This window comes from Mesorhizobium sp. M0751 (genome assembly GCF_040320265.1).
Classification (GTDB): Bacteria; Pseudomonadota; Alphaproteobacteria; order Rhizobiales; family Rhizobiaceae; genus Mesorhizobium.
In genome coordinates this window covers 127,893-145,813 of the sequence record NZ_JAMYPH010000003.1, presented here as the reverse complement: position 1 = coordinate 145,813, position 17,921 = coordinate 127,893, and the positions used below count along the sequence as shown (strand labels likewise).

The following is a 17,921-nucleotide window of genomic DNA, read 5'->3' as shown; positions in this document are numbered from 1 at the left end:
GACTGAAGGATTGGATCTGCTAGCTCGCGTCGATCAGCACCGTACTCTCCGACGACCAGCGCAGCACCACCTGTTGTCCTTCCGCCAGCTTTTCGATGCCGGTGTTCTGCACGATGACCTTGATTGTCTGGCCATCGCGATCGACAAAATACGTGCTGTTGTTGCCGGCGAAGATGCGCTTGGAAACCCGCCCCGTGAGCATGTTGGCATGGGCTCGGTCCGGATTGCCGGCATTGGTGGCGATGCGGATTCGTTCAGGCCGCACGGCGCAGCTCGCCTTCATGCCGGCGACAAGCGTAACCCCCGCGCCTGCGGCAATCCCCGTTCCGTCAGGCAGCCGGATGCCCGTACCAGTGGCGTTGCCGCGAAGGATGTTGGCGTCGCCTAGGAAGGTGGCGGCAAACTCACTCTTCGGCCGATCGTAGATCTCCTCGGGAGGGCCTTCCTGCACCAGCTTGCCATCGCGCAGAATGCCGATGCGGTCGCTCATCGTCAGCGCTTCTTCCTGGTCGTGGGTGACGAAGATCGTGGTGATGCCGATCTCGCGCTGAATACGCTTCAATTCGATTTGCATGTCCACGCGCAGCGCCTTGTCGAGCGCGCCGAGCGGCTCGTCGAGGAGAAGCACGCGCGGCGTGGTGACGATCGCGCGAGCGAGCGCCACCCGTTGGCGCTGGCCGCCGGAGAGCTGGTGCGGCCGGCGACCACCGAGCGTGCCGAGTTGCACGAGGTCGAGTGCGCGCTGCACCTCGCTGGCAATCACCGCCTTGGGCTCGCCGCGCACCGACAGTCCGAAGGCGACATTGTCGGCGACGCTCATATTGGGAAAGAGCGCGTAGTTCTGGAACACCATGCCGATGCGCCGCTTCTCCACCGGCACCCGCTCAACACTTTCGCCGCCTATGGAGATGCGACCAGAGTCGGGAAAGTCGAAGCCTGCGATCTGGCGCAGCAGCGTGGTCTTGCCGCTGCCGGAGGGACCGAGCAGGGCGTAGAAGCCGCCGTCGGCGAAATCGATCGAGACATCGTCCAGCGCCTTGTGCGCGCCAAAACTGCGCGACACATTCGATACCTGCACGCCCGCCATTATTTCTCTCCGCCGAATTTGAAGAAGCGCGCTGTCAGCAGCATCAGCGCCATCGACACGACAATGATGATCGTCGAGACAGCATTGATCTCGGGCGTGAAACCCTTGCGGATCGCCGCGTAGATTTCGACCGGCAGCGTCGTTTGGCCGGGCGTCGACAGAAAGTAGGAGACGACGAACTGGTCGAAGGACACGGCGAAGGCGAACAGCCCGCCAGCAATGACGCCCGGCATGATCCAGGGCAGCGTGACGCGGTTCGTCACCTGCCATTGATTGGCGCCGAGCGAGCGCGCCGCCTCTTCCAGCTCCGGCGCAAATGTCTGCAGCCGGGCCGAGACGACGACGATGACATAGGGCAGTGCCAACGCCACGTGGCCGAGCAGGATGGCATGCAGCCCGCGGCCGATGCCAACGCCGAAAAAGAAAATCAGCATCGCCGTGCCAGTGATCAGCCACGGTATGGCGATCGGCGGAAACAGCAGCGCCTGCAGGAATTTCTTACCGCGGAAGTCGTAGCGATAGAGCCCTAGCGACGCCGCGGTGCCGAGCGCGGTGCAGATGATGGTAGTGATGACGGCGATCTCGACGCTGTTTCGCGTGGCCGCGATCAGCTGATTGTTCTGCCAGAGCGAGGCATACCATTCCGTCGTCCACTCGAACGGCAGCTGGTAAAAGGGCGAGACGTTGAATGACATCAGCGCCATGATAATGATGGGCAGGTACAGGAAGGCGAGCAGCATCAGAATGTAGACCCGGCCGAGCCATTCCAGGATTCGGGTCGTCGCCACTAAGCGGCCCTCCGAAGCACCGGCGAAGTAACCGCCAGGATGACCAGCACCACAGCCAGCAGGATGAAGGACAGTGCGGCACCCAGCGGCCAGTTGAACACGGCAACGAACTGGTCCTCGATGACAGTGCCGTAGAAGGTGCCGGTGCGGCCGCCGAGGATGCGCGGTTCCATGAACGAGCCAACGACCGGCACGAAGATGAGTACTGCGCCCGCCACTAGCCCCGGCATCGACAGCGGAATGATGACCCGCTTCAGCACCTGCAGCCGCGAGGCGCCGAGCGAGCGCCCGGCCTCGATCAGCGAGTCATCGATGGCCTGCAGGGTCAGATAGCAGGTCAGCACCATGTAAGGCACGTAGGAGTGCACTAGCCCGATGATGACGGCCGGATAAGAATACATCAGGTCGATACTGATCTTGAACGGCAGCACGGCGTTGAGCGCGGTGTCGAGAATGCCTCCTTCGCGCAGCACCATCGCCCAGGAGAAGATGCGCACAAGCCCGTTTGACCAGAACGGCAGGATGACGAGGAGGAAAATCGCCTCGCGGCTGCGGCCTTTCAGCACCTTGGCCAGCACATAAGCGGCAGGATAACCGATGATGATGCACCACAGCGTCACCTCGAGGCCGAGGCGCAGCGAGGTGAGCAGAAGCGTCAGGTAGAGGCTCTGCGAGAAGAAGGCGGCATAGTTTTCGAGCGTGAACGCCCACGGCTTGCCCGACAGCGGCAGGTCGGTGATGAAGGAGAAGAAGACCATGGCCGAGAGCGGCAGGAAAATTGCAACCGTCAGCCAGAGATAGGCAGGCGCCAGCAGCGGCAAGGCCGATCTCAGCCCGCTGCGCGACGCGGCTGCGATCTGTACTGCCATGACATCTCCTCCCAAGATAGGAAGGATCAGCCGACATTGATGGTCGGCTGATCGCGGCTTCTGCTGTTACTTCACGTCGACCTTGAGCTGCTGCCAGAGCGCCAGATAGGTCTCGCGCTGCGCGTCAGTAATCGGCGCCTGGAACTGGATGCGCTTGGCGACTGCCGGGTCGCCCATCACCTTGCGGTTGAAGGAACCCTCTGGCAGCGCTTCGACCGCCTTGGTGTTGGCCGACACCGGCGCGCCGACCTTGGTGACCCATTCGACATAGAACTTCGGGTCGATCATGTAGTTGATGAAGGCTTGCGCCCCGGCGACGTTCTTGGAACCGACCGGAATGGAAAAGGCGTCAAGCCAGGCGACGGCACCCTCCTGGGGAATGACCAGCGAGACCGGCAGCTTGAAATGCGTCTTGGCGCGGTCGGCCGAGCCGCTCCAATAGGTGCCGATGTCGATCTGGTTGGAGGCAACCATCTGGTTCCAGTCGTTCTCCGAGCTCCAGAACGTCTTGATCTGCGGCATCAGCGAGGTCAGCTTCGCCTTGACCGCCTCCATGTCCTTGACGTCGTTGATGTTCTGGCCGGTAGCGATGGCGCCGAACTGCACGGCCTCGACGGCATCGTCACGGATGGTAACGCGGCCCTTGTGGTCGGGATCCCACATTTCGGCGATGCTCGTTGGCGGCTTGTCGAAGGACTTGTCGTTGATGGCGAGCGCAGTCAGTCCCCAGACCCAAGGTACCCCATAGACCTTGCCGTCATGGACGAGCATCGGCGAACTCGCCTTGTCTTTGCTGATGTCGGCATAGTTCGGCAGCTTGGATGTGTCGATCGGCTGGATCAGCTTTTCCGCCATTGCCTGGTTGTTGAAGGCGGCGTTGATCATAACGACGTCGTAGAGGCCGGGATTGGTCCTGAGCTTGGTCAGCATTTCCTGTTCGGAATTGAAGAAGTCGTTGACGACCTTGTTGCCGGTCGCCTTTTCGAAGGCGGCTATGGCCCAGGGCTCGTCGGCGCCATAGCCCTTCCAGTTGAGTACGTGCACCTCGTCGGCCCTGGCGGCAAATGCAAGTGCGGAGGTGAGGACGGCGGTCGCCGTCAGCAGGGCAGTCAAGTCGGGCATGCGCATGTTCGTTCCTCTCTGTGTTTGCCCGCTTCCCGGGCTTTGTCAGGCTGTCGGGCGTTTGGCCTCTTGCTTCGGGCCATGGAGGCCGATCGGCGGACCGCCGGCATGGCTTAGAAATGTCTGGATCTCGTGGACGGTCGGCGCTGATGAACCACCGTGGCGGGTAACGGAAATGGCCGCCGCCGCATTGGCGTAGCGCGCCGCCTCAAAAGGCGACACGCCGCGCGCCAGCGCGCTGACGAAAGCGCCGATATGAGTGTCGCCGGCGCCATTGGTGTCGATAGCGTCGACCTCGAAGCCGGCGATCGTTTGCGCCGAGCCGTCGGCCAGCCGCACATGGCAGCCTTTCGCGCCGGCACGAATGACGACGCCAATGGCCTTAGGGGAGTGGTCGCTTAGCAGCCGTGACGCGAGTGTCTCGACGGCGCCCGGACCGGCAATCGCGGCCGCTTCCGTCGTGTTGCAGCTCAACCAGGTAGTACGGGCGAGTATCCGCGACAGGATAGGGCGGGGAATGTCGGTGATGACAGGTGTAGGGTCGAGGACAAGCGGTGTGTCGGCCGGAAGCGCCTCGATCCAGTCGGTGAGCGCGTCGTGGCTCTTGGGATAGCTCAGCGTATAGCCTGACGTGAACACCCAGTCGTCTGCAGCGACCACCACGGGCGCCAGCATGTCGAGGCTGAGCACGCTTTCAGCACCCGGCCAAGACACGAAAGTGCGTTCGGCATCGCTCGAGATCATGGCGACGCAATGGCCGCTGTCCATCATGGGCGATGGCGGGGTCAGAGTACTGATACCCTCGGCGTTGAAGGCGCTGCGCAGGAAGTCGCCATTGGGTCCGCTGCCGAGTTGGCCGCCGAACACCACCTTCATGCCGGTGCGGCTGGCCGCGACCATCATGTTGAAGCCGCCGCCGGCGACTCGCGCATAGCTCGACGCAGTCTTCTCCGTGCCCGGTGCCGGCAAGGCATCGATGCGGTAAACATAGTCGACCACCGCGCTGCCGACATGGACGAGACGCCCCTTCATGCCGCCGTATCCTTGCCGGACCTGCTCTTCGCCGTCCGCAGGGCGACCAAGTCGGCGGCGAGCGCGCGCACCCGCCCAATGTCTAGGCCTTTGATCCGGGTGATGTGTTTCTGTGGCAATAGGGAAAGGCCGGTGTAGGCACCGGCCATGCCGGCCGCGATGGCGCCGATCGTGTCGGTATCGCCACCGAGATTGGCGCTGATGACTGCCGCTTGCCAGGGATCGCCGCCGACGACTTCCAGCACCGCGAATGCAGCCGGAACGGACTCCTGACTGGCGACGCCGGTGCCGACCAGATCGGTGATCAGCCGGATCGCGTCGCTCGTCTCCTTGCCTCGTACGAGCTTCTGCGCCCACCCAATGCGCGCGGCGATGTCACCGCCGGTCACCCAATGGCCGAGCGTTGCCCCGTGTCTCGCCGCGGCGATGGCGCTGTCGGAAGCGGCGCGCCAGTCGCCGCCGGCGACGCCGCAACTGACGGCGGCCGCAACTGCAGCTGCGGACGCAATGGCAATCGAGGTGTTGTGCGTCGCACGGCAGGTCTCGGCAACTTTGGCGACCAGCGCTTCCAGCGGCTCCGGCGGCATCATGATGCCGACTGGCGCGATGCGCATGGCCGCACCATTTGTGTCGCCGCCGCGCCCCGCTTCCTCCGGCGCCACGCCACTTTTGATGGCGTCGATGGCGCGTTTGGTTGATGGTCCCAGCAGGTCGTAGCTGCCGCGCGCCATGACATCGCGTTCCCAGTCGAGCAGCGCGTTGACCCACCGCGCATGGTCGAACCGGTTACCGGATTCGACCAGGATACGGCCAAGCAGAAGCGCCTGTTCTGTGTCGTCGGTGATCGTCCCGGCCGGAAGTCCCTTCGACACCGGATGGTCAGCGAAAGGAGCAATGAAGTCCTCGACATGACCGTAGAGTTCGGCAATCCGTGCCGGCGACAAAAGCTGCGTCGGCATTCCCAGCGCATCTCCCAGTGCCCCGCCCACAAGCGCTCCCATGGCCCGATCGGTTATGCTCCCGGTGTCGTCCGGCATCACTCAGAACCTCATATGCAGCGCAAAATGCGCCGGGTTGAGCAGGCTGGTCACATATTCGATCGGCCGGTCATCGGCGGCGCGGGTCAAGCGGCAACCGCGCAGGAACGGCGTGCCTTGCGGGCAGCCGAGGATGGCGGCGTCCTCTGGGTTGAGCATTTCGATGCCGACCCATTCCTCGCCATGGTCTGGAATGAGACCGGCGCCGCGGAGCGTCTGGTGGAGCGAGCCTTCGCGCAGACCGCGTAACGGCACGTCCTCCAGTTCGGGTGACAATGGCAGGCGGCTGCGCTCAATGGAGATAGCGTGGCCGTCGCTGGCATTGGTGCGCACCCGATCGACAGCGATGAAAAACGGGTTTTCTATACCAAGCAGTGCGGCAAGATCAGGGTCCTCGATCACCTCGAGCCGCAGCGTCCGCGTCTCGGCATTGGCGCCGGCGTTGGCGAGCGCCCGCGACCAACCGATTGAGTCATCAACGGGCTTGCCATCGAAGGTGACGAAAGAGCCGATGCCGACTTTCGTGGTGATCAGCCCGCGGCTGGACAGTTCCTCGAGGCCCTTACGGACGGTGTTGCGGCTGACGGAGAAACGCTGGACGAGCTCGTTCTCGCTTTGCAGCCGGTCGCCGAAGCCGAGGACACCGGAGCGGATTTCCTGTTCGAGAACGGTGGCGATCTGTTCGGGCTTGCCCGTGCCGGGAGACGATGGAACCACGCGGCGGACCATAAGCATACCTGTTCATTGCACCTGTATAATCCTGTGCAATGTATCTGCAAAGCCAGCTCTGTCAACCAACAGCGGGAGGGGCCACACAGATAACCAAGCCACTTGATGATACCCAGTGGCCATGAGGCCATGCGAGGTGCGGCGGGCGAACGGATCGCTGGAGATGTCACTGTTCGCTGCTGGAAGACCCGTCGACTGCCCCGTCACCATCTGCAGAATGCGGCAGAATGCCGAAGTCGCGCGACTTGGTCCCATGCGCCGCCGTCAGGAAACCATCGGCTGTGAGACCTCGCCTCAAAAGCTCACGTACCGCGGCCGACCGGCTCGGCATGTGCTTGTCGAAGCGCCAGTTCTCCAACGCCGCCAGTTCATCGACGGTCAGCATGATCTGCAATCGTTCCGGGCGTTCCAGTTCGGACATCTCGGCCTCCAGTCATACCAGCCTAAATGCAGCTGAGTTAGTATGTTCCTAATTTTCTGTAGAATTAGGTACGTGAGCAGAATGCGTCAAGGCCTTCAGATGAGCGAGTCATGCAGAAGTCAGATGAAGCGGACCAAGCATCAAATGGGTAATCAACAAAATACGCTAACTATTTGACATAAAAAGAGTTTTTGAGGATTTCGCTTGCCAATCGCGGAACCTGGGCGCATGGTAGAACACGAGGGACAAACCGCTCCTGAAGGGAAGGTTTTTCCATGCGCTACGGATTTTCGGTTCGCCTGCACGAAGACGTCAGTTCCCGAGTTCGGGCTACATTGCGGTCCGGGATTGCTATCAATCTGACTGCTGTCGCCGAAGCCGCGCGACTGCAGAACCTCGCCGAGAATGTTGCGCGCGAAGACATCGAATGGCTCGTCATGCAAGCAGCCCAGCTCTACGGGGCGGCTATTGAGTTCGACGGCTTCGCGGAAACCGATCTGGCGGAATTTGCGTGCCCTCAGCCAACGCAAAGCAGCCCCGCAGTGGGCTGGGACTCCCTGGAAGACGGAGCGTCCGCTTCGCCGGATCTTGGCCGTCAAACGCATTGAGGCGCGTGCTCTTGTGAGCCCAGCCATGCTACCGCCACGTGCTCGGCAAAAAGCCCGCCGCAATGGCGGGCTTTGGACTACTGGAGGTTTGGTGGACGAAGGCCTCTCGGCCCGGTCCGACATTTCATCCGATGTATTCGCCTTAGCGGCGGGCGATAAGCAGGCACAATTGGCGCAGATCGCTGTCGTAAGTGCCTTCGCTGCTGAGCACGTCAACGCAGCGCTTTTTCATTCTGGCCAACTTGTCGCCCGACATGTCGGCTACGACCTGGGGCAAGCTGGGATTGGACGGGCTGCCCGGGTTGGACGGATTGTCCGGATTGCTTCCCCCACCGATCCCGACACCGGCGCCGACATTGATGCCACTGCCGACCCTGACCCCGGCGCCCGCGTTAATGCCGCTGCCGATACCTAACCCGGCGCCCGCCGCGATGCCACTTGGACCGCCGATCGTCGCGCCGGCACCGGCGTTGATGCCGCTTCTGCCCCCGACCGATGCGCCGGCGCCCGCGGCGATGCCACTGGAACCGCCAATCGTTGCGCCGGCACCGGTGTTAATGCCGGCGCTGCCGCCAACCGAGGCACCGAGGCCTGCCTTGATGCCGCCGCTGCCACCAACCGTTGCGCTGGCACCGGCGTTGAGGCCGCCGCGACCGCCAACCATCGCGCCGAGGCCGGCTTTGATGCCGCCGTTGTCGCCGATGGATGTTCCAACACCAACGGCAATTCCGTCTGCGGCATTCACGGGCATCGAGAGCATGAAAATAACTGCGCTGCCTGCCACTGCATCGGTGATTGTTTTGATTATGGTGGTCATAACACTCTCCTTGCTGTAGTTGCGCTGAACAGCCCGCGACGTCGCCGGTTGCATACCTACTAATTTGCAAGAAGATGATCGGTTTCTTTGCCGATCAACTCGCTGGCCTCATGGTATATTTTCAAAAAACAGCCGCGTGAAATTTGTAGTGAAATTTTCCGAAAGTTTTACTTCGAGGTGGCCTCTACCGATTGAAGCGATGCGAGAATCAGCTGATAGCGCCGCAACAGACGAACGTCGCGACGGTCGGCGGCCAAAAGAAGGCGAATTCCTAATCTGCAAACCACAACATCAAACCGACCCATGGCAATAGAACAATGGGCCGAGAAGGTCCGCGCTGCGCCGGTTTGCTTCACCTGCTGCGTCATTTTTGCCGGAACCTTTCCATCACCCGGGTTGTTTTCTCTGTAGTCGCCACATGATGATAGCCGAATGATGGAGATCAACATGCTTATGAAAATCCTCACAGCTTCCATACTTGCAGCCGGTCTGGCGACCGCGGCGATGGCCCAGAACGCCGGATCGGACAACAACGCGCCTGGCAGCGAGAAGAGCATCGTCGTCCAGCCCAAGCCGAACAGTATTGACCCTGGCACGACCAGCAGCACGATGGGTACGACAGGTGCCATGAACTCCAATGCGGATGAAAACTGCCCTGCAACCCCGCAAGGAGCTCAACCCGATGCGTCCAACAAACCTACCGGGACGGTTTCACCGACTGTCAACGACAACAATTGCGGTAAGTAGTTACCCGCACCAATCGGGCTTACCATCGCAGGTGGGCTTGCGGCAGCGGACCGGTCAGGACTGGTTCCGCTGCCGGTCACGGAACGACGTGCGCCAAGTTGATGGGCCAACCAACCGCGAGATCCAGCGTTGGAATCAAATCCGCTCGAGTTCACGCATTACGTGGTCGCGCCTTGGGTTTGCTTCCGTCCTTGGTGGCGGGCGCCGTTTTAGGCTGACGTGGTGTCGGCTTCGGCCGGCTGGCGGTCTTCTCTTTCGTGGCGATTTCTGCGTCGATTTCGGCGGTAGCCTGATCCCAATGCTGCTGATGCGCCCCGTCGGGCCTGCCTGCCTGTTCCCAGATCGCGTGTGCTCGCTGGCGAATCCGTTCCTGCCTGTCCGTCACTGATACCTCCGTCGACTCGGTTCATGCGTAAACAACTTTGTTTTAGCTGAAATTTCGACCGGCGTCTTGAGTGGCAGGCAACAGCGTCATTGAACCTCTCTGTCACACAGGACCGCGACGCCGAGGAGCGCCGCCTTTTTGATGATTAGCCCTTCAAGGTCGGCGTCCGAGCGCTCGGTTCCGGTGCGTTCGCGCAACAGTGCTATCGCCGCCTTCATCGACAGCAGGCCATCGCCTCGTTCAGCAAGCAGTTTGTCGACGGCTGCGGCCACGTTGACCGGCTCGACATGCGGCAGCATGGGAATGGCTCCTTTCCTTGTTTCGAGACGACAGCGGCTCCATCCCGATCGCTCGGGATGGAGCTCTGATTTGGTTATTAGACCGTGACCTTTCCAAACCCGGTTCGCGGTTTGGGAACGCCGATCACTCGATGACCTGCACGATCTTGCGGGTGCCTGGGTCGACGAGCACGGTGCGATTGCCGACGACAACGTATCTGTAATGTACGTCGGGAACATCGATCGGCTGCAGCTCGACCGTATCGGGCAACGTGGAACCGATATTGAGCTCCACCCCCAGAAGATTGATCGACGCCAGCGGGTGCTTGTGGACGTATTCGCGGATGACTGTCTGCTGTTCGGGCGTGACAATCACCTGGTCCGCGGTGGCCACGCCGACGCCGGCAAGCAACGCCAATCCCGCCGCAGCAGGAACGAGGTGGATTTTCATCGTCTACTCCTGTTGTTACGGGCCTCGCCCTTACAATTGCGACACGGCATTCCGGTCGAAGCGGCGAACCCTCTAGGCAAACGCCCACGCCACCTTGTTGTTCCGTAAGTGGCGGCTAATCGAATAACGGTGAAGTGCCCGCGCGATGCGGCGAATGCACTGCAAATGAACGGCGGTGGCCCGCGTCGCAAGACGCGGGCCGATCGGTTTCCCGATCAGCAGCGATACCGGAGGGGGGGTGATATCTACTGCGTCTAAAATAACATTTAGGACAAGCTAATGTTCCTAAGCGAGTGCAACAAACCTGCCGGCGCAAGCGGCGCGAAGTTGCCGCTCGTCGCTGCTACTGCTTTGGCGGCTGTGGCGGCACCTCGCCGGGCTTGATCACCGGGGTCCTGCCCTCATCCGGCGGTGGCGCCGCCATGCCCTGATCGCCCGTCGGCGGCGGCTTCAGGACCCCACCGCATGGCTCGAGCGTATCGGACAAATTGTTGCCGGCCGGCTTCTGCTGCTGGCTGTTCTTGTCGGGCGGCTCGACTTTGCAGCGGTCGGATTGCGCCTGTTCGCCCGGCTGCGCAGCCGCCGGCACCGCCAGCACCAGCGCACCTAGCATATACGGCAAGAAAATGAGCGGTCTCATGTCAAGCTCCTTTCGCGCCAAGATCTTCTGAATGTGCCAAGATCTTCTGAATGTGAAGGCAGGCGGGCGCGATTGGTTCCGTCGTGCGGCAACGCGCCCGGACCGCAGCGGCCCGGAACCGGCCGCCAGACTTATGAGTTCAACCACTGAGCCAATTCAGGGCCGCTGACATTATGGAGAACCGGCGATGGAACCGCGCAGGAAAGAACGAACCGACGACGAGACCGAGAGCCCGACGATCCAGCAACAGGACTGGGATGCCATCGGGAGCGGGAGAATCCTCCCTGGCGGCGTGCCGCAAAACGGCGATATTCGCTATGACGTCGAGAAAGACGGCGAACTGCCGGAGGAAGATGACGATAACGCTTATCAGGAAAGCGACGAGGCCTTGCCGGACGATGCCGACGAACGCGTCATTTCGCGCGACCTTGCAAGCGAGGGTGGTTCTTTCGACGAGGAATGAGCCGCCGCCTGCTTTCAATTCGGGAGGTCGAAGACCGGCTCCTGGCAGCGATAGACCAGACATTGGCCGTCACGCGTCTTGATATACGCGGCGCGCGGCACCTGCGGCCAGTCGCATTCATTGCCGAATTGGCGGACGTAACGGTCGTAGGTGTTCTGGCCGGTGGTGAGCACCACCGAGCGATGCCTCTGGATCAGAAGCTGTGTCTGTTCGCATGTCATCGCGCGGCTGTCCGGCCGGGCGTCGGCCGTCGCGGCAAACACAAGCGCCCCGGCTGTCAGGACTGCCGCTTTTGTCAGGACTCTGGCAAGCATGAAACCACCTCCCGTGAAGCCTAACGCGCATCTTGATCTGGCAAACGCCGGATCGAGCCGCCCTGTCGCGAAAGAAAGATCGTACAGAATGCGAGGAAAAATGCAAAAAGCCCGCCGCACCTTTCGGCGCGGCGGGCTCCAACTGAACGTCACTATTTCGTCGGGCTTGGGCGGCTTACTCCTCCTTCACCGGCCCGAACCGGCGCACCATCATTTCGAAGACGATGTCTGAGATCCACATGGCCGAGACGCCGATTAGGAACGCCGCGGCCAGCGTCGTGGTGTCGTCGTCGGGAGAAGGAATGGGCAGCCCGGCGGCGCGGAAATAATGCACGACCGGCAGCGTCAGATAGGCCGCCGCCAGCGCGCCGCAGATCGGCGAGGCCACCATTTCGCGGACCTTGTAGCGATGGCGCGACAAGGCCCGCAAAATGCCGCCGGACAGGCCGGCGACCAACACCGGCGCCTTGATGCCCAGGACGTGGAGCAGCTCGTGCATCATGGCGTCCACCCGCACCATCTGGCGCCCTGCCCGTTGAAGGCGTTCATCTCGTCGAGCTCGGGCCGGCTCATGGCGGCGACGACCGGGGCGGATGGCCGGCGCGGCTGGTTGTGGTCGCACCAGACTTGCCGCGGATTGCCGGCCGGCGCGGTTGTCGTGCAGCCGGCGAGCACCAGGCACAGGATCAGCGCTTTGCCCATTTCGCAGCCTCCGCTCTTGCTGCCGCATCGGGCATGCCGGCAGCCTTGCGCGCTTCGGCGGCGGCCTCGCGCCTCATTTCGAGGCGGTCTTCGGCGGCCGCGACTTTTGCCTCTGCCTGTTTGACCGCCTCCTTCTTCGCCCGGTTGATGCCGCCGGCAACGTAGAGGCCGATGCCGCCCGCCACGGCAGCGAATAGTGTCATGACGACCTTGTTGCCGATGATGGCGCTGAGAATGCTGAGAAGCGCTGCCATCACAAATCCTCGGCGCGGCGGCGGCGCAGGAACTCGGTCAAAACGCCGTTGATTACAAGAAACCAGGGGAACCATTCCCCCGGAATGATCGGCGAAAGCACCTGCGGGTCGACATAGGTGACGATGGTCGCAGCGATGCCGATGGCCGTCTGAAGCCGCGCCCAGAATATTGTCTCGCTGTCGCGGAAGAAGCTCTTGATCCGGGTCCACATGTCGTTTCCTTCCGAACAGATTGAGGATGGCTGATATTTTGAGGATGGCTGCGATCAGCGCTGCCCAGAGGCCGCGCCTGGCGGCAGGCACACGAGGCGCAGAGGGCGCAGGCGTGGCGGTCGGTTGTGGAACGGCAATTGGCTTCGCGGGATCTGGCGGGGCTGCAGGGACGACCGCCGATGACGCCGGGCCGGCAGACGGCCAAGGCGTATCCTTGATGCGCGACCATTTGCGATAGGCCTCGGCAAGCCTGGTATCGTAGGCGTTCTTGCGGTAGCCGGCGCCGTTGTAGCCCTTGGCAAAAGCAGCCCAGTCATGGTTGCGCAGATTGTCGTCGAGCCGGTTCTCGACGATGAAGTCGATCGCCGCGCCGAGCTGCAGCGCCTCGTCCGCCATCATCGCCTCGGCCATCGCCTCCACGGTAAGGAAGCCGGCCGCCTTGAAATTCTCGCCGAGAACCTGGCCCAGCCCCCACGAAGCGGATTTGAGCGCCGCGGTTTCATCGATCGCACAAGCTGCCCTGAGCCGTGGGTAGCTATCCCTGGGATAGGGCTTCTCGCCCCACTTCGGATAAGCGAGGCCGGCGGCTACCGCTGTAGCCCGCTTGGCACCCGACAGATTGCGGTAGAAGACGTGCGGTTCGAACAGGATGACCGGCCGGCCAACGGCGTCGAAGCCGTGCCCGCTGGTTTCAACATCGAGGAACGCGTGCATCTCGTCCTCGCCGACGCCGATCCGGGCGCCGAGTTTCGGCAAGTCTATGTCATCGAGGCGCCTGGCGGCGCCCTTGAACGTTATGTCCATGGGCAGTCCTTTCCGCCCTTGCGGGCAAGGTTTTGAAGTTGAAAAAACAGATGCGTGGCGGCAAAGCAGAATTGGGCGGCAGCGCGCGCCGATGTGGCAAGGAAGGTTGATGTTTTCGACCCGCCGTGTGAAATGGCCGCGGGATGGTGCACATGTCTGATGATGAACAAACCGCCGCGGCGCGCTGGTCGGTGAAGTCCGAACTCCGCGCCGTCGGCCGCGACAAGCCGCTGCTCGCGGTGCTGGCGGCGATCCTCTGCCTCTATTGTGCGTTTATCGCCGGACCGATCGTCTATGCGGTGCTGGCCATCAACGGCATTGCGGATTTCTTCAAATGAAGCCGGTTCCGGCGATTTCGCGCCGGCCCGGCACGTTGCGTTTACCGGCCCCGAAATTGCTCGACCTGGATGAAATTGCTTAGCCGGGATGAAACTGTTCCCGTCTATCGTTCGTACCTGTAGCGGGTACGGGAGGACACGTGACAATAAGAATCAGGCTTCCAGGCGGGACTTTGAAGATCAAGAAAAGGGTCGAGCTGCGGCGTCGCGAGCAGAAGCGCGAGGTGCCGGTTTGGCAGGTCGGCAATTACTTCGTCATCTGGTGGCCGAGCGGGATGTCCGATCGTCCATCCTCGCCCAACAAATCCTCGCCCAGGAAGTAGCCCGCGCACCCGACGATCCCGACTGGGCATTGACGCTTCCATGCAGGATCAGGAACCGCCGTGCGCGCCAAAACTTCCGAGACCGCTCGACAAATCCCAGAAAAAGTCAGCGGCAGTCGTTGACTCTTCCGCCACGGAAGGTCTTTGATGCTGCATTGCACAATGAGGCGGGCCGATGGCAGTGCGTATCAGAATGCCGGGCGGCACGCTGAAGGTGAAAGTGTACCGCGAATTGCGCGATCGCGAGCGCGCCCGCCGCATACCCGTCGTCAAGATCGGCCGGGTCTATTTCACCTGGTGGTCGAACCGCCAGCGCCTGGTTGACGATCAGTCGCCAGGGTGACGCCTTTATTCTTTCGGCCTGGGATGCGCCTGGGAAAGCCCGCCCCGGCCTCCGCAGGCCAGCTTGCAAAATAAGTTGATGAGGGTGCTGTTGACTCTTCCGCAACGGAAGGTCTCTACTTACCGCATTGCACGAAAATTGCTGCGTTGCACAACGGGAGTTGGACCGATGGCAGTGCGTATCAGGTTGCCTGGCGGCACTCTGAAGATGAAGACCTATCGTGAGTTGCGAGCCCGGGAACGCGACCGCCGCGTGCCTGTGATGAAGATGGGCTCGCTATATTTTGTCTGGTGGTCGAAAAGCCAGGAACCTCACCAGAAGCCGCAGGACAGCAGACGGTAGCGGCCCGCCGCTGCCGGTCTGCGTCGGCGATGAACCCTGACAATTCCGAAATACTGCCCCAGTTGTAGGATTTCTGGTCGGCCCGCTGTGCCATGTTGGTGCGGACAGCATCACGCCTCGCAGAGCAATTCTTCTGACGTTTTTCGGCGATTTTCAAGCGGCGTCCAGACTGGCGGCGCAGGCGCTCTGCAAGCTTGCAAACCGCCGCCGCTTGTCGCAATACCTAGGCCGTGAGGAGTCGCATGGATGATAGAGACTGACCTGCTTATTGCGAACCAATTTCGGTTGTCGGCTCAGTTAGCCGAAGGGCAACTAATCCCACGCAAAATCATTGATACGGACATCGAAGACGCAGCGCCGGCATTATTCGAAGGGGCACACCAGCATTGGAAGCATTTCAGATTCTTTGAGCAAGCAAAGCCTTTCGCTGAGACGTTGTCAAAGCCGCACTTCGACCGTAACTGATATGCCATTCGTTCCATCATTCCTCTACCGCCTAGCCGGCATCAACTCCGGTCCCGCGACGAAGGACATGGGCTTTACCTTCCAGCATGACTCGGCCGGTTGGGCGGCGGAGGCCCTTGGCGCCGGATACCTAATCTTAGAGGGGTCTCTGGCGATCGACTTTATTATCTCAAGAAGCTCAGCCTTGTCGGGCTTGGCGCCTGTGCCCAAGCGGTAGGCGGCATCCTCTGCCGCTTTTGACTAGAGACTTCGTCTCGACGGCTTGGCGAGTCACCGCACGCTCAGCGGCGAGCTCTGATGCGGCGCGCGAACCACCAGTGGCAAACTTCTCGAGTGGCTTAGCAAGCTTGCCCGTCCCGCCACGGACAATGGCCAGTCCTTTTGCAACAGCCTCGCCAGCTGTCTCTAATGCTAAGCGCCCTTCGGCAACTGCCCCCGAGCCAGGGGTGACGGGCAGTTGCTCAAGGAAATCCCAAGGAGAATCGTGCAGATCCTGGAGGGCCAGCCCAATGTCATGCGGGGCTCGCCCCAAGGCCTCGAAACCTTCGCTGAGATAGTTGCCGAAGTCCTCCGCGGCGTGTTCCAGTTTCGATTGAGGTTCCCTAGGGCTTGAAGGAGCAGACGGTTGATTCTGCTTCCCGGCGATCACTGGTGCAACAACGGGCCTGGCCGGTTGGCTTTCGACAGATTGAGGAAGCCCGGCTTGGAAGAGCTGTTGGGATAAGGCTGCTCGGACCTCTGGATCGGACGCCCCATCAAAGAGGCTGTACAGGATGGTGTGCTTGTCCGCCTGTGGCACGCTCCTGTCTTTGAATATCGTGGCGATGTTCTTCAGAACAAGCTGTGGCAAAGGTTGATAGTTCTCGATGCCCAATTGCTTTTGTGCTGCAACTGAAGCGGCGATTGCTCGGCCATAAGCTCCTGGGTCGTAAGTGTCCGGCTCTCCTCGACGATTCCATGACTCGCTGTCGGGAGTGGTGATCGACGCTCGGAAAAACCTTGCGAACGTATCCGGCAGGATCTATCCGTCTGGCTTCCAGCGTCTGAAGCGCGGCGGCGGCCGTGACGTGATACCGCGCCTGCTCCCCTCGGGAACCTGCAGGACTAAGTTCGGCGTCGCGAAGTGCGGCATGGATCGCCCGGTTCGGCATGATGCGCATGTCGAAAACCTGCCTGCCAACATCGGCCCGCCACTCGAAATCCCTGAAGCGCTTGTCGCCCTCGTCGAGCCCAAAGACGATCCTGAATGCGTCCCGGCCAGGCATCTTGCCGGAATAGGCGCCAGTGCTTGCGATGGCGTCGGGCGCGTTTTGCTCGGCGAGACCGATGTTGGTACGAAGCTCGATCTGCTGAGCGGTTCTGGCCGCCTCCGCCTGTCGGGTTAGCGCTGCCTGTTCTTCTTGCGAGAGGTCGTCCCTGAACGCCTGCGCCACCATTTCATCAGGCGTCTGTTTGCCGACGCGGTCACCCTTCGCTGCCGCGGCATACGGCGCACCAGAGGCACTGGAACCACCAACGGCCTCGGCGGTGTCGTCCTTGGTTTGGTTCTCCGCCTGCGCCGCACCCAGCATCTCTGCGGCACGTTTCGGGTCCTGGGCGATCATCGCTTGAACCAGTGCCTTGGCCGTGTTGCCGCGCCAGGCGACTTCCGCCGCTTGCCGGGCAAGCGGGTTGCCGATCTTGGCAATCAGGTCGAAACCGTTCTGCCGGATCGCCTCGAAGTTCTCGGTGTCGTTCGGGTTGCTTTGCGCGATGGCACTGGTTGAGACGTTATCGATCTTGGTCCACTCGGCCTGCTCATACTCGTCGCGCCGCTGAAGCTGTCTCGCCGCCATCCGCAGTGAGCCGGCATCGCGCATTGCCTCCTTCTGCCTGGCGAACGCGGCGCGTTGGCTTTCGGGCATTTTCGGCAGGGCGCCGTCGAACAGCGTGTCGAAAAGGCCGGTTTCGATCATCCGGCCGGTGCGCGGATCGACTTGGCCATACATCGTGTCATGCAGGCCGCTGCCGTCGGCCGGCGCATTCGCCGTCACCTCGTCTTCCGCTTGCGCGATCTGGCCGTTGAACCGATGCCGCGCGAGTTCGGCGTCGAACGCTTCCTGCTGCTGCTTCTGCTGCTGGTAGCGTTCGGCGACGGCAGAGAGCTCGTCGCCAAAACCCTGCATCGCCCTGCCGACCGGCGATCCTTCGGGATAGGAGAGCACATTGCCGGTATCGAGCCGGCGCTGAGCAAGCTGGAGAGGTATGGTCGCCATTTGATATTCCTTGCCCAAGGAGCCCGCAGACTCGAACTGCCGAGATCACCGCGCGGTCGTGCGCCGCACCGGCGATCCGGCCCCCTTCGTCGGG

The 17,921-nt window shown here is 61.8% G+C and carries 26 protein-coding genes; 7 read left to right on the top strand and 19 right to left on the bottom strand.

The genetic code is table 11. From position 1 onward, the window contains the following. Positions 1–19: 19 nt before the first annotated feature. The 8 genes from NKI19_RS06060 to NKI19_RS06025 all read right to left on the bottom strand — a co-directional run bounded on the left by NKI19_RS06060 (position 20) and on the right by NKI19_RS06025 (position 7,085). The gene (locus tag NKI19_RS06060) at positions 20–1,087 is read right to left on the bottom strand and encodes an ABC transporter ATP-binding protein (protein WP_352491012.1); all 1,068 of its coding nucleotides are present in this window, start codon (positions 1,085–1,087) and stop codon (positions 20–22) included. Further along, complete coding sequence (locus NKI19_RS06055; protein ID WP_031194613.1) at positions 1,087–1,875, bottom strand: ABC transporter permease; 789 nt, start codon at positions 1,873–1,875, stop codon at positions 1,087–1,089. The genes NKI19_RS06060 and NKI19_RS06055 overlap by 1 nt, the downstream gene beginning before the upstream one ends. Then, entirely contained in the window at positions 1,875–2,744 is an 870-nt protein-coding gene (locus NKI19_RS06050; protein WP_352491011.1) for an ABC transporter permease, read from the bottom strand. The genes NKI19_RS06055 and NKI19_RS06050 overlap by 1 nt, the downstream gene beginning before the upstream one ends. Before the next feature lie 66 nt (positions 2,745–2,810). After that, positions 2,811–3,872 carry an ABC transporter substrate-binding protein gene (locus tag NKI19_RS06045; RefSeq protein WP_352491010.1) on the bottom strand — a complete coding sequence of 354 codons (1,062 nt, stop codon included), beginning with the start codon at positions 3,870–3,872 and terminating at the stop codon, positions 2,811–2,813. A 39-nt stretch (positions 3,873–3,911) separates the two neighbouring features. Next, positions 3,912–4,898 (bottom strand): PfkB family carbohydrate kinase, encoded by a 987-nt coding sequence (locus NKI19_RS06040; protein WP_352491009.1) that lies wholly within the window; start codon positions 4,896–4,898, stop codon positions 3,912–3,914. Then, complete coding sequence (locus tag NKI19_RS06035; protein ID WP_352564286.1) at positions 4,895–5,935, bottom strand: ADP-ribosylglycohydrolase family protein; 1,041 nt, start codon at positions 5,933–5,935, stop codon at positions 4,895–4,897. Before NKI19_RS06035 ends, NKI19_RS06040 begins: the two co-directional genes overlap by 4 nt. 3 nt (positions 5,936–5,938) lie before the next feature. Next, complete coding sequence (locus tag NKI19_RS06030; RefSeq protein ID WP_352491121.1) at positions 5,939–6,664, bottom strand: GntR family transcriptional regulator; 726 nt, start codon at positions 6,662–6,664, stop codon at positions 5,939–5,941. A gap of 166 nt (positions 6,665–6,830) precedes the next feature. Beyond that, entirely contained in the window at positions 6,831–7,085 is a 255-nt protein-coding gene (locus NKI19_RS06025) for a hypothetical protein (RefSeq protein WP_352491007.1), read from the bottom strand. 275 nt (positions 7,086–7,360) lie between these two features. Here NKI19_RS06025 and NKI19_RS06020 point away from each other — a divergent pair, with 275 nt between their 5' ends. Further along, positions 7,361–7,693, top strand: a complete 333-nt coding sequence (locus NKI19_RS06020; protein WP_352564284.1) for a hypothetical protein — start codon at positions 7,361–7,363, stop codon at positions 7,691–7,693. 142 nt (positions 7,694–7,835) lie between these two features. Here the strand turns inward: NKI19_RS06020 and NKI19_RS06015 are convergent, their stop codons facing one another. From NKI19_RS06015 to NKI19_RS05990, 6 genes are all read right to left on the bottom strand, one after another. Further along, positions 7,836–8,510, bottom strand: a complete 675-nt coding sequence (locus tag NKI19_RS06015; RefSeq protein ID WP_352564532.1) for a hypothetical protein — start codon at positions 8,508–8,510, stop codon at positions 7,836–7,838. A gap of 167 nt (positions 8,511–8,677) precedes the next feature. Further along, positions 8,678–9,139 carry a hypothetical protein gene (locus NKI19_RS06010; RefSeq protein WP_352564282.1) on the bottom strand — a complete coding sequence of 154 codons (462 nt, stop codon included), beginning with the start codon at positions 9,137–9,139 and terminating at the stop codon, positions 8,678–8,680. 269 nt (positions 9,140–9,408) lie between these two features. Continuing rightward, positions 9,409–9,642 (bottom strand): DUF2934 domain-containing protein, encoded by a 234-nt coding sequence (locus NKI19_RS06005; RefSeq protein ID WP_352564280.1) that lies wholly within the window; start codon positions 9,640–9,642, stop codon positions 9,409–9,411. An 86-nt stretch (positions 9,643–9,728) separates the two neighbouring features. Beyond that, positions 9,729–9,941: a hypothetical protein gene (locus tag NKI19_RS06000; RefSeq protein ID WP_352452715.1), complete on the bottom strand. Its 213-nt coding sequence runs from the start codon at positions 9,939–9,941 to the stop codon at positions 9,729–9,731. A gap of 124 nt (positions 9,942–10,065) precedes the next feature. Beyond that, positions 10,066–10,371, bottom strand: a complete 306-nt coding sequence (locus tag NKI19_RS05995) for a DUF1236 domain-containing protein (RefSeq protein WP_352564278.1) — start codon at positions 10,369–10,371, stop codon at positions 10,066–10,068. 343 nt (positions 10,372–10,714) lie between these two features. After that, complete coding sequence (locus NKI19_RS05990) at positions 10,715–11,011, bottom strand: hypothetical protein (protein ID WP_352564277.1); 297 nt, start codon at positions 11,009–11,011, stop codon at positions 10,715–10,717. Positions 11,012–11,198: 187 nt separating this feature from the next. Here NKI19_RS05990 and NKI19_RS05985 point away from each other — a divergent pair, with 187 nt between their 5' ends. Continuing rightward, entirely contained in the window at positions 11,199–11,474 is a 276-nt protein-coding gene (locus NKI19_RS05985; RefSeq protein ID WP_352564276.1) for a hypothetical protein, read from the top strand. 14 nt (positions 11,475–11,488) lie between these two features. On the opposite strand, the gene NKI19_RS05980 is transcribed toward NKI19_RS05985, so the two are convergent. The 4 genes from NKI19_RS05980 to NKI19_RS05965 all read right to left on the bottom strand — a co-directional run bounded on the left by NKI19_RS05980 (position 11,489) and on the right by NKI19_RS05965 (position 13,761). Next, positions 11,489–11,788 (bottom strand): hypothetical protein, encoded by a 300-nt coding sequence (locus NKI19_RS05980; RefSeq protein WP_352564274.1) that lies wholly within the window; start codon positions 11,786–11,788, stop codon positions 11,489–11,491. Positions 11,789–11,963: 175 nt separating this feature from the next. Continuing rightward, positions 11,964–12,287: a hypothetical protein gene (locus NKI19_RS05975; protein WP_352564531.1), complete on the bottom strand. Its 324-nt coding sequence runs from the start codon at positions 12,285–12,287 to the stop codon at positions 11,964–11,966. Next, complete coding sequence (locus NKI19_RS05970) at positions 12,287–12,490, bottom strand: hypothetical protein (protein ID WP_352564272.1); 204 nt, start codon at positions 12,488–12,490, stop codon at positions 12,287–12,289. The genes NKI19_RS05975 and NKI19_RS05970 overlap by 1 nt, the downstream gene beginning before the upstream one ends. After that, a complete protein-coding gene (locus NKI19_RS05965; protein WP_352564270.1) occupies positions 12,475–13,761 on the bottom strand; it encodes an N-acetylmuramidase family protein in 1,287 nt (428 codons plus the stop codon). The genes NKI19_RS05970 and NKI19_RS05965 overlap by 16 nt, the downstream gene beginning before the upstream one ends. Before the next feature lie 152 nt (positions 13,762–13,913). Between NKI19_RS05965 and NKI19_RS05960 the strand changes: the two genes are divergently transcribed. The 5 genes from NKI19_RS05960 to NKI19_RS05940 all read left to right on the top strand — a co-directional run bounded on the left by NKI19_RS05960 (position 13,914) and on the right by NKI19_RS05940 (position 15,572). After that, on the top strand, positions 13,914–14,099 hold the full coding sequence (locus tag NKI19_RS05960) for a hypothetical protein (RefSeq protein WP_352564268.1): 186 nt from the start codon (positions 13,914–13,916) through the stop codon (positions 14,097–14,099). A 173-nt stretch (positions 14,100–14,272) separates the two neighbouring features. Next, positions 14,273–14,422 (top strand): hypothetical protein, encoded by a 150-nt coding sequence (locus NKI19_RS05955; RefSeq protein ID WP_352564266.1) that lies wholly within the window; start codon positions 14,273–14,275, stop codon positions 14,420–14,422. Between the two features lie 175 nt (positions 14,423–14,597). After that, positions 14,598–14,765: a hypothetical protein gene (locus tag NKI19_RS05950; protein WP_352564264.1), complete on the top strand. Its 168-nt coding sequence runs from the start codon at positions 14,598–14,600 to the stop codon at positions 14,763–14,765. Between the two features lie 168 nt (positions 14,766–14,933). Next, positions 14,934–15,107 (top strand): hypothetical protein, encoded by a 174-nt coding sequence (locus NKI19_RS05945; RefSeq protein ID WP_023675754.1) that lies wholly within the window; start codon positions 14,934–14,936, stop codon positions 15,105–15,107. A 246-nt stretch (positions 15,108–15,353) separates the two neighbouring features. Continuing rightward, on the top strand, positions 15,354–15,572 hold the full coding sequence (locus tag NKI19_RS05940; RefSeq protein WP_352490999.1) for a hypothetical protein: 219 nt from the start codon (positions 15,354–15,356) through the stop codon (positions 15,570–15,572). 755 nt (positions 15,573–16,327) lie between these two features. On the opposite strand, the gene NKI19_RS05935 is transcribed toward NKI19_RS05940, so the two are convergent. Further along, complete coding sequence (locus tag NKI19_RS05935) at positions 16,328–17,845, bottom strand: hypothetical protein (RefSeq protein ID WP_352564263.1); 1,518 nt, start codon at positions 17,843–17,845, stop codon at positions 16,328–16,330. Positions 17,846–17,921: the final 76 nt, after the last annotated feature.